This is a genomic window from Polynucleobacter sp. AP-Titi-500A-B4 (genome assembly GCF_018688095.1).
In the GTDB taxonomy this organism is placed as follows: domain Bacteria; phylum Pseudomonadota; class Gammaproteobacteria; order Burkholderiales; family Burkholderiaceae; genus Polynucleobacter.
On sequence record NZ_CP061311.1, the window covers coordinates 836,105 to 850,401 of the forward strand.

Here is a 14,297-nt window from a genome sequence, read left to right on the forward strand (position 1 = left end):
CCACTGATGTTGCGCGCCACCCAACTTCGCTTCTTAAAAGCGCTTTGCTTTGTTTGGCTAAGTTCGGCATGCACAGCCTGGGCAGTATCACTCGGCTCGCCTCAACTACAGTCTCGCCCTGGTGAACCGTTGCGAGTAGAGATACCGATTCGCATCAGTGCAGATGAGCAGGGCGCTCTAGATTCCCTCAAAGTCGCATTACCCAATAAAGCTGCTTATGAGCGTTTAGGTGCCTCACAAAAGATTCTGGATCTTAATCCTCAGGCGATGGTGTATCGCAATCGCGCTGAACAACTCGTGGTCCTGGTTGAAACGGTGAACTCAGTTCCCATGACGGATGATCCATTCTTAGATCTCTTGGTGAATCTGAATTGGGCTAGCGGCAGCATTACTAAAACATTTACCTTATTAATCGGTGACGCCCAAAAGGTCATCGTTAAACCTGGGCAAACTTTATCTGAGATTGCTGCACTCATGGCGCCACAGTTAGAGGGCGCAACGCTTGATCAAGCCATTATGGCTTTATATAAGGCGAATCCAGATGCATTTGCGAGTGGCAGCATTAATCGTTTGGCTGCCGGTGTAGAACTCAATAAGCCAAGCCAGGCACTCTTGCGCTCGATTAGCCCTGCCGAAGCCAATCAGTTTGTTGCTGATGCGAATGAAGAGTGGCGCTCTGAACAGGATGCGAAAGGGGTAGCTGGCGGAGCTAAATCAGGCACATCCAAATCTGCTGATATTACAGCGAAAGATCGTTTGAAGATTGGTTCTAGTGCCGAAGGTAATGAGGAAGAGCGTCGTTATACAGAAAACCTCGTTGCTCAAGAGAGAGAGTTAGAGCAAGCTAAGGCGCGGGTTGCAGAACTGGAAAAAAATATTGCTGACTTGCAACGCCTCTTAGAAAAATCGAAAGATAAAAAAGCAGTTGATAACAACTTTGGTCTAGGTGGCTTTGGCCCTGCAATCTTGGCAGTCGGCCTCATCGGATTAACAGGGCTTTTATTGTGGGGTTTAGCTCGCAATGCCCGCCGCACCGAACAACCAACATTTGTAGGATCTGGCACAAGCCATGGAAAGGTAGCACCATCAACGCCATTTGAAATGCCTGAGCGCGCCAAGGCTTTATTTGCTGGAATTGATCTTGATCTCTCTAAACCAGCTAAAGAAGTTCCAGTTGAAGTTGCACAATTTATTCCCGCTGCTGAAGGTAATCCTTTGGCAGAGACATTGCGAGTCAAACTCAATTTGGCGCGTGCCTACATCACGATCGAAGACTTTACGGCTGCTAAGAAGTCATTAGAAGAAGTGCTGCGTATTAGTAACTCTGTAGATCCAGCAATTACCATTGAAGCACAAGGATTGTTGTCTGAGCTCTCCCATCGTCAAGCCTAGGGTTGAGCGATGCGAATAGCGCTTGGCCTCCAATACGATGGTAGTTCCTATGCTGGCTGGCAAGTTCAGCACAATCACAATACCGTTCAAGCAGAATTAGAAAAAGCGATCGCCGCCTTTATTGGTGAGGAAGCAAAAAACTTTCCGGTGCACACCATCACTGCAGGCAGAACGGATGCAGGTGTCCATGCCCTAGGGCAGGTTGTTCATTTCGATACCCAGGTAGAGCGTGAAGATTTTTCTTGGGTAAGGGGAGTCAATTCTTTTTTACCAGGCTCAATCGTCGTCAATTGGGCAAAAGTCGTTCCTGAAGAATTTAGTGCACGCTTCTCTGCATTTGAACGTACTTATATTTATGCATTGCATGGAGGACCATGTCGCTCGCCGATGATGAATGAACGTGCAGGCTATGTTCTGCTGCCACCCAATCAATGGTTTGATCTCGATGCCATGAAAGAGGCAGCTAAATGCCTCATCGGTGAACATGATTTCACTTCATTTAGATCTTCGGAATGCCAAAGTAAGACCCCCGTCAAAACCATATATGCGATTGATATTATTTCGGATGAGCCTTGGTTATATTTTCGGATTCGAGGCAATGCGTTTTTACATCACATGGTGCGCAATCTTGTTGGTAGTTTTTTGCAGATTGGCCGTGGCAGACAAAAGCCAGAATGGATGGCTGAGTTATTGGCAGCCAAGGATCGTCATTTTGCTGCCCCCACTTTTATGCCCGATGGCCTATATTTGACTAAGATCGCTTATCCAGAAGAATTTGATATTCCTGCGCCCTGGATTGAAAACTCTTGGTTGCCAGCCAAGGTAACAGGCAAATAGGCTGCCCATGCCTTACGAAGGCCTTATCATTCCTTTATGGGCTTACTGACATACTCTCCGGGTCGTACCCGGGTCAAAATCTGCGGTTTAAAGACCTCAGCAGATATCGATGCAGCTGTTTTGGCTGGAGTCGATGCTGTCGGCTTTGTCTTTTACCCACCCAGCTTGAGGGCTGTCAGCCCGAATATCGCTGCCCAGCTCATTTCTAGGCTTCCAGCGGGGATTGATGCCGTTGGATTGCTTGTAAACGCCACAGACGAGGAGTTTGCCGCTATTCGGGCGGCTGCCTCCATCACCTTATGGCAGTTTCATGGGGATGAAACCCCCGAAAGATGCGTCCAATTAGCTCAAGGTGAGCCCTGGATGAAGGCTGCCCGTGTTGGAGCAGGCTTCGCGTTTGACGATTTTTCCCTACAATACAAGGATGCAAACGCTTTTCTGCTGGATGCCCTCGTCGAGGGATATGGTGGCGGAGGCGTTCCTTTTGATTGGCAAGGAATTCCGCAGACATGGGTAAGCGAAAACGCGCCTCGGGTCGTTTTGAGTGGTGGATTGAACACGCACAACGTGGGCGAGGCGATTGCTCGCCTGCATCCTTGTGCAGTTGACGTCAGTAGTGGCGTAGAAAGCAGCAGGGGTGTCAAAGATCCTGCGCTCATGGCTGAGTTTGTCAAAGCAGTGCGCGCAGCAGATGCCAAAGCATCATCCCAATAATTTGCTGTAGATAAATCAAAAGAGGTAGCTATGTACGACAAGCCAGATGCACGAGGACATTTCGGTCCTTACGGCGGTGTGTTTGTTTCTGAGACTTTGATGTATGCATTAGATGAGCTCAAAGAAGCCTATGCAAAATATCAACACGATCCAGAATTTATGGAAGAGTTTCATTACGAGCTTAAACACTTTGTAGGTAGACCTTCACCGGTGTATCACGCGAAGCGTTGGAGCGAAATGCTCGGTGGCGCGCAGATCTATCTGAAGCGTGAAGACTTAAACCATACCGGTGCACACAAGATTAATAACGTGATTGGCCAAGCGATGTTGGCTAAGCGGATGGGTAAGCCCCGCATTATTGCGGAGACAGGGGCAGGCCAGCACGGCGTTGCTACTGCAACCATCTGCGCACGCTTTGGCTTGGATTGCACTGTATATCAAGGTTCTGTGGATGTAGCCCGCCAGGCCCAAAACGTTTTCCGCATGAAGTTACTCGGTGCAAAAGTGGTTCCAGTGGAGTCTGGCACCAAAACTTTAAAAGATGCGCTCAATGAAGCCATGCGCGATTGGGTGACAAACGTAGACAATACTTTTTACATCATCGGCACTGTTGCAGGTCCGCATCCCTATCCAATGATGGTGCGCGATTTCCAGAGCGTGATTGGTGAAGAGTGCAAGGTGCAGATGCCAGAGATGACAGGTCGTCAACCTGACTTTGTATTAGCCTGTGTTGGTGGTGGTTCTAATGCCATGGGCATCTTCTATCCGTACATTGATTTCCCAGAAGTGAAACTAGTCGGCGTAGAAGCAGCAGGACATGGCTTGGGTAGTGGATTGCATTCAGCGGCGCTGTGTGTTGGTAAGCCAGGCGTATTACATGGCAACCGCACCTACCTTTTGCAAGATGAGAATGGTCAGATCTCCGAAACGCATTCTGTTTCTGCTGGTATGGACTATCCCGGTGTTGGGCCTGAACATGCTTGGTTAAAAGACTCCGGTCGTGCTGACTATGTTGCGATTACCGATGAGGAAGCATTAAAAGCGTTCCACGATTGTTGCCAAATTGAAGGCATTATTCCAGCACTCGAGTCTTCCCATGCGATTGCCTATGCCTGCAAGCTTGCGAAGACCTTGCCAAAAGACAAAACCATCTTGGTTAATCTTTCTGGTCGTGGCGATAAAGACATGCACACCGTTGCTCAAGCAACTGGATCTGAAGGCTAAGCAATAGAAATACAAGAAGAAAAACAAGAATAGAAAATCGAAATAGCATGTCCAAAATTACTGCACTCTTTAAAGAATTAAAAGCTACTGGCAAAAAAGGATTGATTCCGTTTATTACTGCGGGTGATCCTGACCCAAAAATGACGGTGGAGTTGATGCATGCACTCGTGCGCGGTGGTTCAAGCGTAATTGAGCTCGGCGTACCATTCTCCGATCCTATGGCTGATGGTCCAGTGATTCAGAGATCATCTGAGCGTGCATTGACACATGGCGTGACATTGCATTCTTGCTTAGAGATGGTCAAAGAGTTTCGTACAAAAGATGCAAGCACTCCAGTAGTACTCATGGGTTATGCCAATCCGGTTGAGCAAATGGGAGCGGAGCGTTTTGCAACTGAAGCAAAAGCTGCTGGTGTTGATGGCGTCTTAGTGGTCGACTATCCGCCAGAAGAGTGTGTGGATTTTGCAGCGCGCATGCGGGTTGCGGGAATCGATCCAATTTTCTTATTAGCGCCAACCTCATCGCATGAACGCATTAAAGAAGCCGCCAAAATAGCTTCTGGTTATATCTATTACGTGTCCATGCGGGGCGTTACTGGAGCATCACACCTAAACACCCAAGATGTGGCCAGCATCATCCCTAAAATCCGCGAGGAGACCGATATTCCAATCGCCGTAGGCTTTGGTATTAGCGATGCGGCCAGCGCCAAGGCAGTCTCTACTAGCGCTGATGCGGTAGTGATTGGCAGTCGGATTATTCGTCTTTTGGAGGATGCGCCCCCAGGGCAGGCGGTACAATCACTGGAAACCTTCATTCGTGAGATTCGCGACACATTGGATAGTTAAAACTAATGAGCTGGATAGATAAATTACTCCCTCCCCAAATACAACATACTGATCCTGCAAATCGCAAATCAGTACCAGAAGGATTGTGGGTTAAGTGTCCCAGTTGTGAAACAGTTCTCTACAGTACCGATATCGAAGCCAATCTTTCGGTTTGTCCAAAATGCAGTCATCACATGCGCATTGGCGCACGTCAGCGCTTAGATAACTTACTTGATCCTAAAGGGCGTTACGAAATCGGTGCCGATATCTATCCAACCGATCCACTCAAATTTAAAGATTCTAAAAAGTATCCCGATCGCATTAAAGAAGCCAATGATGCTTCCGGTGAAACAGAGGCTCTGATTGTGATGGGCGGAAAAATTGAAACGATTCCAGTAGTAGCCGCTTGCTTTGAATTCCAATACATGGGCGGTTCCATGGGATCAGTAGTAGGTGAGCGCTTTGCGCGTGGCGTACAAGAAGCCATTGATAAAAAATGCGCTTTCATTTGTGTGACTGCTACTGGTGGCGCACGGATGCAGGAAAGCTTGCTGTCTCTATTTCAGATGGCTAAGACCAACTCGATGTTGACCTTGCTATCCAAAAAAGGTTTGCCTTATATCAGCGTATTAACTGATCCTACGATGGGTGGTATTTCCGCTAGCTTCGCCTTTATGGGTGATGTCGTGATGGCTGAGCCAAAAGCCTTGATCGGTTTTGCTGGTCCTCGCGTGATTGAGCAAACTGTTCGTGAAAAATTGCCGGAAGGTTTTCAGCGTTCTGAGTTCTTAATGCAAAAAGGTGGCATTGACATGATTGTGGATCGCCGTCAGATGCGTGGAGAGATTGCGCGCTTATTAGCTTTGCTGCAAAAACTTCCTGAGCCTGCGATCGCGGGTAGCGCAGCAGTTTAAGCGCTTGAGCACAGCACACCAAGCCCCAATTCTATTTTCTAGCCTCGAGGCCTGGCTAAGCCACCTCGAAACGGCTCACCCAGTCGGTATCGACATGGGTCTTGAGCGGATTAATCGCGTTAAAGCTGCCTTAGATCTCCACTTTGATTGCCCAGTGATTACGGTTGCTGGTACCAATGGCAAAGGTTCTACCTGTGCGTATCTAGAAAGTATTTTGCTAGCCTCTGGCTATCGAGTCGGTTGCCATACTTCACCCCATTTACTCAGCTTTAATGAGCGGGCTCGGGTGAATGGCGAAGAGGTCAAAGATGATCTTTTGCTCGAACACTTCACTGCAGTTGAAAAGGCGCGAGTCAGTTTGGCTGATGCCCCAACGCTTACCTATTTTGAGTTCACTACTTTAGCGATCATGCATTTGTTTGCTAAATCCAATTTAGATGCAGTTGTATTGGAAGTGGGTATGGGTGGGCGTTTAGATGCTGTCAATATTGTGGATACTGACTGTGCGATTGTGACGAGCATTGATATTGACCATGCGGATTTTTTGGGTGGTACGCGTGAAGCCATTGCCTTAGAAAAGGCGGGCATCTTCCGCCCAGGCCATATTGCGGTCTGCGGAGATCCCGTGCCACCACAAACGCTCATTGACCACGCAGAAAAGTTGGGATGCGATCTCTGGCTGCAAGGGCGTGACTACAACTTCCAGGGTGACAAACAGCAATGGGGCTGGGCTGGGCGTAATAAACGTTTTAGTGGTCTGGGCTATCCAGCACTGCGAGGCGCCAATCAAATTCTCAATGCTTCAGCCGTCATTGCCACATTAATGGCATTACATCAACGCCTGCCAGTCAGCGCTCAAGATATTCGCAATGGTTTTGCTCTAGTGGAGTTGCCAGGGCGCTTTCAGGTCCTGCCTGGCCAGCCGACCGTAGTTTTGGATGTAGCTCATAACCCCCATGCTGCCGCGACTCTTGGTCAGGGTTTAGACAAAATGGGCTATCACCCCTACACCTATGCCATTTTTGGGGCTATGGCCGATAAAGATATTGAGGGTGTGATCAAACCCTTACTCAATATCGTCGATTTCTGGTTCTGCACTGATTTACCGACCCCTCGAGCAGCTACTGCAAAAGACTTGGCACAAAAGCTCGAAGCTATGGGGGTAAATCCTAAAAATGGGGCTGACGGCGGCATCGAAATCTTCGAAAATCCTGCTTTAGCGTATCAAAAAGCGCTTTCTCAGGCTGGTGAGGGTGATAGAATTGTGACCTTCGGATCCTTCTATACCGTTGCAGGCGTAATGGCTTATCGAAACAACCAGGCGCATTGATCCATGATTCGTTTACCAAGCTTTTTTAAGCGAAAAACACAGGCTGATGACCTTGAATTAGGTTCAGTAGGGCGACGCTCCGCTAAACGGGCTGCCCCTCGCAGTTTTCAACGTGCTGCTGAAGCAGAAGAGCTTGCGCTCACCGAAGATCCAGAACAACAACGCGCGCGCCATCGTTTAATTGGCGCTGCAGTATTAGTCCTCATTGCGGTAGTTGGCTTACCTCGTATTCTTGATAGCAGACCAAAAACGGCACCCAACGATATTGCAGTCAATATCGTGACGAGTTTGCCGATGCCAGGCGCCGAAACAAAGCCTGACGCTAAGCCAGAAGAGAAACTAAAAACAGAAACTCCTGCTGAGTCTCCAAAAGTTGCTGCACCTGCGCCTGCTACTGAAGCAAAACCAGAAACTAAGGTCGAGGCGAAAGTAGAAACTAAACCAGCCGCACCAAGTACACCAGCCCCAAGCAAAGCTCCCGCTCTCGGTTTGGCTGCTGGCGAAGAGGTAATTGCTGCTACTGCTACTAAACCAAAAGTAGATGATGCGAGCAAAGCGAATGCAGTAAGTAATGGCGCAAATGGTTCAGGTAAATACGTGATTCAGATTGGTGCTTTTGCATCTGAGGACAACGTTAAAGCATTAGTTGCTAGACTCAAAAATCAAAAGATTCCTAGTTTTGTTTTGAATAAAGCAGGTACTGATGGCGGCAAGATTTTTCTAGTGCGCGCTGGACCTTACGCAGATAAGGATGCTGCTGAGGCAGCCGAAAAGAAAATCAAGGCGATGGGTCTTTCACCAAGACTCGTCGAGACTGGTAAGCAGTAATGGAATACATATCCACCTTAAAGCTAACATCGGTGGATTACTTCACCCTAGTTGTGCTCTTGGTGTCTGCTTTGGTGGGTATCTCTCGCGGCTTATTTAAAGAAGTGCTTGCACTTGCCTCTTGGTTTGTTGCTGCTTGGGTGGCTTACCACTACAGTAACTACCTTTCAACCGAATGGCTTTCCACTTTTCACCTAGATGAGTTGCTTAGCCTTGGTCTGAGTTGGCTGATTCTGTTTGTATTAACGCTGATTATTTGTGGGTTGTTTGGTGGGGTAGTGCAGAAGATTATTTTGTCAGCAGGCTTAAGTCTGACTGATCGTTTTTTAGGTCTGGTATTCGGCTTGTTGCGTGGTGGTTTGATTGTGGTGCTACTTGCTACTTTAGCTGCCTTAACTCCGATTCCCCAAAGCATGGCATGGAAGAATGCCATCACCAGACCGGCCGTAGATATGGCCACTGGATTGATTAAAGGTTGGTTACCAGCCGATTGGGCAAAGCAGTTGAGTGATGCAATGCCTAAAGTTACCCCTACCATTACTCCTAAATTAACAATAGGAATCTAGAGATATGTGCGGCGTCGTCGGAACTGTTTCCCACTCACCAGTAAATCAACTTCTCTACGATGCGTTGTTGCTCTTGCAGCATCGCGGCCAGGACGCAGCTGGTATTGCGACGATGAATGGTAATTCATTCACGATGCATAAAGCCAATGGCTTGGTACGAGATGTCTTTAGAACCCGCAATATGCGCAGCTTGGTTGGTAGTGCTGGTATTGGTCAAGTACGTTACCCAACTGCAGGTTCAGCCAGCAGCGAAGAAGAGGCGCAACCGTTTTATGTGAGCGCCCCATACGGCATTATTTTGGCCCACAATGGCAACCTCACTAATGCGCCGAGTCTACGTGTAGAGATGGCTTACCGTGATCGTCGTCACATCAATACAAGCTCTGATACCGAAGTATTGTTAAACGTTTTAGCTGACGAGCTTCAAAAAGAAACCAATAGCGTTGCCTTAGATGAGGGCGCAATGTTTAATGCCGTTACTGGAGTAACCAGTCGCGTTAAAGGTTCATACGCAGTGGTCTCTTTAATTGCCGGCTATGGATTATTAGCATTCCGTGACCCGTTTGGCATTCGTCCTTTATGCATTGGTCGTATCGATACACCACAAGGTCCTGAATGGATGGTGGCTTCGGAATCAGTTGCACTAGAGGGTCTTGGTTTTACCTTTGTACGGGATGTGAATCCTGGGGAAGCAATCTATATTGATTTGGATGGCAATTTCTATGCGCGTCAATGCGTACCGAATGCAGTTCTGACGCCTTGCATCTTTGAGTACGTCTACATGGCTCGTCCAGACTCTACGATTGATGGCGTCACTGTCTACAACGTGCGCATGCGTATGGGTGATTATTTAGCTGAGAAGATTCGCAAGGAAACCAATGTCGATGAGATCGACGTGGTCATGCCGATCCCTGACTCCAGTCGTCCTGCTGCAATGCAGGTGGCTAAAAACTTGGGTGTGGATTATCGCGAAGGTTTCTTTAAGAACCGTTATATCGGTCGCACCTTCATCATGCCTGGTCAAGCGGTGCGTAAAAAGTCTGTTCGTCAAAAACTCAATGCTATGCGGATTGAGTTTAAAGACAAGACGGTCTTAATTGTGGATGACTCTATTGTTCGCGGCACAACCTCATTTGAGATTGTGCAGATGGCTCGTGAGTCCGGTGCGAAGAAGGTGATCTTTGCTTCTGCTGCACCTCCTGTGCGCTTCCCAAATGTGTATGGTATCGACATGCCAACAAGAAGCGAGTTGGTTGCTTATGGTCGTACGGATGAAGAAATCAATAAGATGATTGGTGCAGATCAATTGATCTATCAAAGTGTCGAAGATATGAAGCAAGCGGTGAGAGATATCAATCCCAATATCAAGAACTTTGAAGCCTCTTGCTTTGATGGCCATTACATCACTGGCGATATTAATGACTCGTATTTGGATGCCTTGGAAGCGCAACGCAATTCCTCTGCAGCTAAAGCCGATCGTCAGCGGGATTCCAGTGACTTTGCCCGTTCTCAGCTCCATCTGCATTTGGCAACCGAAGACTAAAAAGCGACAGCAATTTACCTCTTGCGAGGCAAATTAGCAATTCGGTGTCAAAATAGCAGCATGAAGAGTAAAACTACCCGCAAAAAACCTGATTTTTCTAAGCTAGCGCTAGAGACCTTAGCGGTTCGCGCTGGTACTCGCCGTACTGCTGAATACCAAGAACATTCGGAGGCGATGTTCCTCACTTCCAGTTTCTGTTTTGATAGTGCCGAGTTAGCGGCCGATGGCTTTGCTCATGCAGACCAGGGCTTTATCTATTCGCGCTTTACTAATCCAACCGTGAGCATGTTCCAGGATCGCCTAGCTGCTTTAGAAGGTGGCGAAGCTTGTATTGCTACAGCCTCTGGTATGTCAGCCATTTTGACCATGGCGATGGCGCATTTGCAGGCCGGCGATCATGTGGTGTGTTCTCGCTCTGTATTTGGTGCAACGATTCAGCTATTCACCAATATCCTCGGTCGTTTTGGCATTACCACGACTTATGTTGATTTGGCGGATACCAAGTCATGGCAGGCCGCTGTCCAGCCAAATACCAAACTATTCTATTTAGAAACTCCGTCTAATCCCTTAACGGAAATTGCGGATATCAAAGCGATTTCTAAAATTGCCAAGAAAGCTAAGGCCTTGTTTGCGGTAGACAACTGCTTTTGCACGCCAGTCTTACAAAAGCCATTGGCATTGGGTGCAGATGTCGTGATTCATTCGGCAACGAAGTATTTAGATGGTCAGGGTAGAGTGGTTGGTGGTGCGATTGTCGGAAGTAAAGACTTTGTCATGGGTAAAGTATTTCCCTACGTTCGTACAGCGGGACCAACACTGTCTGCTTTTAATGCTTGGGTCTTCCTTAAAGGACTTGAGACGCTTGAGCTGCGTATGAAGCAACAGAGTCAAAATGCACTTGCTTTAGCGCAATGGTTAGAGAAACAGTCCGGCGTTGAGCGCGTTTACCATCCTGGCCTGAAATCGCATCCTCAACATGCCTTGGCAATGCGCCAACAAAAAGAGGGTGGTGCGATTGTTTCTTTCACCTTGAAGGGTGGCAAGAAGGCGGCGTTCAAGCTCATTAATCAAACTAAGCTTTGCTCGATTACGGCAAACTTAGGTGATACGCGCACGACCATTACGCATCCAGCCACAACAACGCATTGTCGAGTGACTCCAGAAGCTCGAAAAGCCGCCGGCATCTCTGATGGCTTAGTACGTATTGCGGTTGGCCTTGAAAACATCAACGACTTAAAGAACGACCTCGTTGGTGGACTCAAAAAGTAATCAGGTACATCAGAGTAAGTCTATGGGCTTTGCTGATGCAACCCAATTCTGGAATGAGCGCTTCGATAAAGAAGAGTTCATCTTTGGCAAAGAACCCAATGAGTATCTGGTTGAGAAAACAAAGCAATACCTAAAGCCCAAAGATAAAGTTTTATGTATTGCTGACGGCGAAGGTCGCAATGGTGTCTGGCTTGCCAAGCAGGGCATGCAAGTGGTTGGTTTTGATGCATCGGATATCGCTTTGGGTAAGGCAAAGCAGTTTGCCAAAGATAATCAAGTCGAGGTCGAGTATTCGTTCTCGGATACTGATGGTTTTGCATGGCATCAAAATACTTATGATGCAGTGATTGGGATCTTCATACAGTTCGCTGATCCAGCAATGCGCGCCAGAATATTCCAGCAAGCATATAAGGCGACCAAGCCAGGCGGACTCTTTATCCTGCAGGGCTATACCCCTAAGCAGCTTGAATATAAAACTGGTGGACCATCTTTAATTGAACATCTGTACACAGAAGAGTTGATCAGAGATCTTGCTAAAGATTTTCAGATCCTAGAGCTCGTTAGCTACGAGAAAGAACTCTCTGAAGGTCCAAGACATACTGGTATGTCAGCAATCTTGGGCTTAATAGCTCAAAAGCCTATTTGATTTTAATTAATTGCTGAAGCGCCTAGGATCGTTGATTGGGCGCAAGGGCATGATATGAATCTTGCCGCCATCTATTTCAAGATGGGTAATTTTTCCTGCCTCTAGAGCTAAGCGCTTTACTTCAGCTGCAGACGCTTCCCAGGTAATCACATGCGCACCATCTGTGGTACGAAGTTGAATCACGGCCATCTGCCCAAGGGTACTAATTTGCTCTACGGTTGACTCAATGCTCGCAACACTGCCCTCTGCATGCAGACTTAAACCTTCAGCTGGTATCACCCATGCAACAGGGGTGTCAGGTGGAATCTTGCCTTTATCCACTACTTCAAAGGTGCGCTGACTTCCATTCCAGCTTAGTTTGCCCGCGGTAAAGATCCCTTCAAACATATTGCTAATACCAACCAGCTCAGCGACCCGTGAGTTTCTAGGTCTATCGAATAGAACTTGAGGTGCCGCTGTTTGTAGCCCTACGCCTCGATCAATCACGGTAATGCGGTCTGCCAATAAATCTGCTTCACGCAAATCATGGGTGACTAAAAGAATTGGAATGTTTAAATTTTTGCGAAGCTCGGCCAGTGTTCTGTAAAGACCTTGACGAGTAGGTGCGTCAATTGCAGAGAAGGGTTCATCTAACAATAATACTTTTGGCGATCGCGCTAACGCTCTAGCCAGAGCAACTCGTTGCTGCTGCCCACCCGATAGTTGATTTGGCATGCGGTTGGCCAATTCACCAATACCCATTCGATCTAACCATTCTTGTGCTTGAGCCTTACGATCAACAAGATTGGTGACCGAGTTGAACAGGGGAATACAAACATTATCTAAAGCTGTTAAGTGGGGAAATAGAGCGTATTGCTGAAATAAGAAGCCGCATGAACGATTGGCCTGACTAAGAGATGTAGAAACGCCATGAATATCATTGGCCTCAAACCATAACTCACCATCACATTCAATTTTTCCGCTATCCGCATGATTGAGTCCAGCAATGGTGCGCAAAGCTGTTGTCTTGCCACTTCCTGAAGGGCCCACTAGGGCATGCAACTCACCGGGAATGCACTCAATGCTAAGTTGCAAAGGGTTAGGGTTAATCTGGGAGAGCTTAACTTTCAGCATTAGCTTCCCCATCTTTTAGTTGCTGATGGTTGGCGACCAAATACGCCATAGGAAATGGCAATAGCAATTAGCGAAGTAGCCAATAAGATTAATGACAGCGCACCAGCACCCGCAGTATCAAAGCTTTGTACTTTGTCATAGATTGCAATTGAAACAGTCTTAGTCTCTCCGGGGATGGCGCCACCAACCATGAGGATCACGCCAAATTCGCCAAGGGTATGGGCAAAGGTGAGAACTGCTGCGCTAGTAATGCCTCGCCAAGCTAAAGGAAGCTCAATCAAGCGAAAAATTTGCCATTGAGAAAGACCGCTCACTTGAGCCGCCTCTCTGATTTCCGGATTAATCGATTCGAAAGCACGCTGGATTGGCTGAATAGCAAACGGTAAATTTACAATCAGGGAGGCTATCAGGATGCCGGTGAATGAAAATACGAGTGGAATGCCGAATATGGTCTTACCACCCAGACCAACAAGAAGGTAGTAGCCCAATACGGTCGGCGGAAGTACCAGGGGAAGAGCTAATCCAGCCTCAATCCAAGACCTACTTTTACCCATCCTCTGCAGTGAGTGGGCCACCCAAACCCCAAACGGCAGGATCAGGACAAGAGTCCAAAAAGCCAGTTTGATTGAGAGAAGTAGTGCTTCCATATCCATAAATTGATTGTATCGTCAGATTCCATCAGGGTATCTCTCTATATAAAGTTCTGATACATCAGCGTTAAATATGCGTATATACGCATATATCGATAGAGTACATGAAAGCTAGAGCTCAAAAAGCGACGAAAAATCTCACTCCCAAGCAAATGGAGAAGGTATTTTCAAAAGTGGCGGCATATTTCAATGTGCTATCCGAACCCTCGCGCCTAAGAATTATGTATGCAGTCTGCAGTGGAGAGAAGTCTGTTTCTGAGGTTGTTGAGCTTTGCGGTTCTAGCCAGGCCAATGTCTCAAGACATCTTTTGGCATTGCACAAAGCCGGAATACTGCTCAGACGCAAAGAGGGCGTCACTGTTTATTACGCGATTGCGGATAACGCTACTGTAGATATGTGCCAGTCGGTATGTGCCAAGATCGCCGAAGGCATTCATTAATTTTTTG

15 protein-coding genes are annotated in these 14,297 nt (G+C 47.5%); 13 read left to right on the top strand and 2 right to left on the bottom strand.

Annotation, left to right across the window (positions count from 1 at the left end):
- Nucleotides 1-6 precede the first annotated feature (6 nt).
- From FD968_RS04345 to FD968_RS04400, 12 genes are read left to right on the top strand one after another with little or no spacing between them, the layout of a single operon-like run.
- Entirely contained in the window at nucleotides 7-1,392 is a 1,386-nt protein-coding gene (locus tag FD968_RS04345; protein ID WP_215367546.1) for a FimV/HubP family polar landmark protein, read from the top strand.
- Between the two features lie 9 nt (nucleotides 1,393-1,401).
- Nucleotides 1,402-2,229: a tRNA pseudouridine(38-40) synthase TruA gene (gene truA / locus FD968_RS04350; protein WP_215367547.1), complete on the top strand. Its 828-nt coding sequence runs from the start codon at nucleotides 1,402-1,404 to the stop codon at nucleotides 2,227-2,229.
- A gap of 36 nt (nucleotides 2,230-2,265) precedes the next feature.
- Nucleotides 2,266-2,943, top strand: a complete 678-nt coding sequence (locus FD968_RS04355; RefSeq protein ID WP_215367548.1) for a phosphoribosylanthranilate isomerase — start codon at nucleotides 2,266-2,268, stop codon at nucleotides 2,941-2,943.
- Between the two features lie 30 nt (nucleotides 2,944-2,973).
- Nucleotides 2,974-4,167 (top strand): tryptophan synthase subunit beta, encoded by a 1,194-nt coding sequence (trpB, locus tag FD968_RS04360; protein ID WP_215367549.1) that lies wholly within the window; start codon nucleotides 2,974-2,976, stop codon nucleotides 4,165-4,167.
- 47 nt (nucleotides 4,168-4,214) lie between these two features.
- Nucleotides 4,215-5,012, top strand: coding sequence for a tryptophan synthase subunit alpha (trpA, locus tag FD968_RS04365; protein ID WP_215367550.1), 798 nt, complete (start codon nucleotides 4,215-4,217; stop codon nucleotides 5,010-5,012).
- Between the two features lie 5 nt (nucleotides 5,013-5,017).
- On the top strand, nucleotides 5,018-5,905 hold the full coding sequence (gene accD / locus FD968_RS04370) for an acetyl-CoA carboxylase, carboxyltransferase subunit beta (protein ID WP_215367552.1): 888 nt from the start codon (nucleotides 5,018-5,020) through the stop codon (nucleotides 5,903-5,905).
- Nucleotides 5,906-5,909: 4 nt separating this feature from the next.
- On the top strand, nucleotides 5,910-7,235 hold the full coding sequence (folC, locus tag FD968_RS04375; protein WP_215367554.1) for a bifunctional tetrahydrofolate synthase/dihydrofolate synthase: 1,326 nt from the start codon (nucleotides 5,910-5,912) through the stop codon (nucleotides 7,233-7,235).
- A gap of 3 nt (nucleotides 7,236-7,238) precedes the next feature.
- A complete protein-coding gene (locus FD968_RS04380; RefSeq protein WP_215367556.1) occupies nucleotides 7,239-8,063 on the top strand; it encodes an SPOR domain-containing protein in 825 nt (274 codons plus the stop codon).
- Entirely contained in the window at nucleotides 8,063-8,629 is a 567-nt protein-coding gene (locus FD968_RS04385; protein ID WP_215367558.1) for a CvpA family protein, read from the top strand. Before FD968_RS04380 ends, FD968_RS04385 begins: the two co-directional genes overlap by 1 nt.
- Before the next feature lie 4 nt (nucleotides 8,630-8,633).
- Complete coding sequence (gene purF, locus FD968_RS04390; RefSeq protein WP_215367560.1) at nucleotides 8,634-10,172, top strand: amidophosphoribosyltransferase; 1,539 nt, start codon at nucleotides 8,634-8,636, stop codon at nucleotides 10,170-10,172.
- 60 nt (nucleotides 10,173-10,232) lie between these two features.
- Nucleotides 10,233-11,441: an O-succinylhomoserine sulfhydrylase gene (locus FD968_RS04395; protein WP_215367562.1), complete on the top strand. Its 1,209-nt coding sequence runs from the start codon at nucleotides 10,233-10,235 to the stop codon at nucleotides 11,439-11,441.
- A gap of 22 nt (nucleotides 11,442-11,463) precedes the next feature.
- Nucleotides 11,464-12,087: a bifunctional 2-polyprenyl-6-hydroxyphenol methylase/3-demethylubiquinol 3-O-methyltransferase UbiG gene (locus FD968_RS04400; RefSeq protein WP_215367564.1), complete on the top strand. Its 624-nt coding sequence runs from the start codon at nucleotides 11,464-11,466 to the stop codon at nucleotides 12,085-12,087.
- Nucleotides 12,088-12,093: 6 nt separating this feature from the next.
- Here FD968_RS04400 and FD968_RS04405 read toward each other — a convergent pair whose 3' ends face one another.
- Both FD968_RS04405 and modB read right to left on the bottom strand, forming a co-directional pair.
- A complete protein-coding gene (locus tag FD968_RS04405) occupies nucleotides 12,094-13,200 on the bottom strand; it encodes an ABC transporter ATP-binding protein (RefSeq protein WP_215367566.1) in 1,107 nt (368 codons plus the stop codon).
- Nucleotides 13,200-13,847, bottom strand: a complete 648-nt coding sequence (gene modB / locus FD968_RS04410) for a molybdate ABC transporter permease subunit (RefSeq protein ID WP_371817743.1) — start codon at nucleotides 13,845-13,847, stop codon at nucleotides 13,200-13,202. Before modB ends, FD968_RS04405 begins: the two co-directional genes overlap by 1 nt.
- 107 nt (nucleotides 13,848-13,954) lie before the next feature.
- Here modB and FD968_RS04415 point away from each other — a divergent pair, with 107 nt between their 5' ends.
- Nucleotides 13,955-14,290, top strand: a complete 336-nt coding sequence (locus tag FD968_RS04415) for a metalloregulator ArsR/SmtB family transcription factor (RefSeq protein ID WP_215367570.1) — start codon at nucleotides 13,955-13,957, stop codon at nucleotides 14,288-14,290.
- Nucleotides 14,291-14,297: the final 7 nt, after the last annotated feature.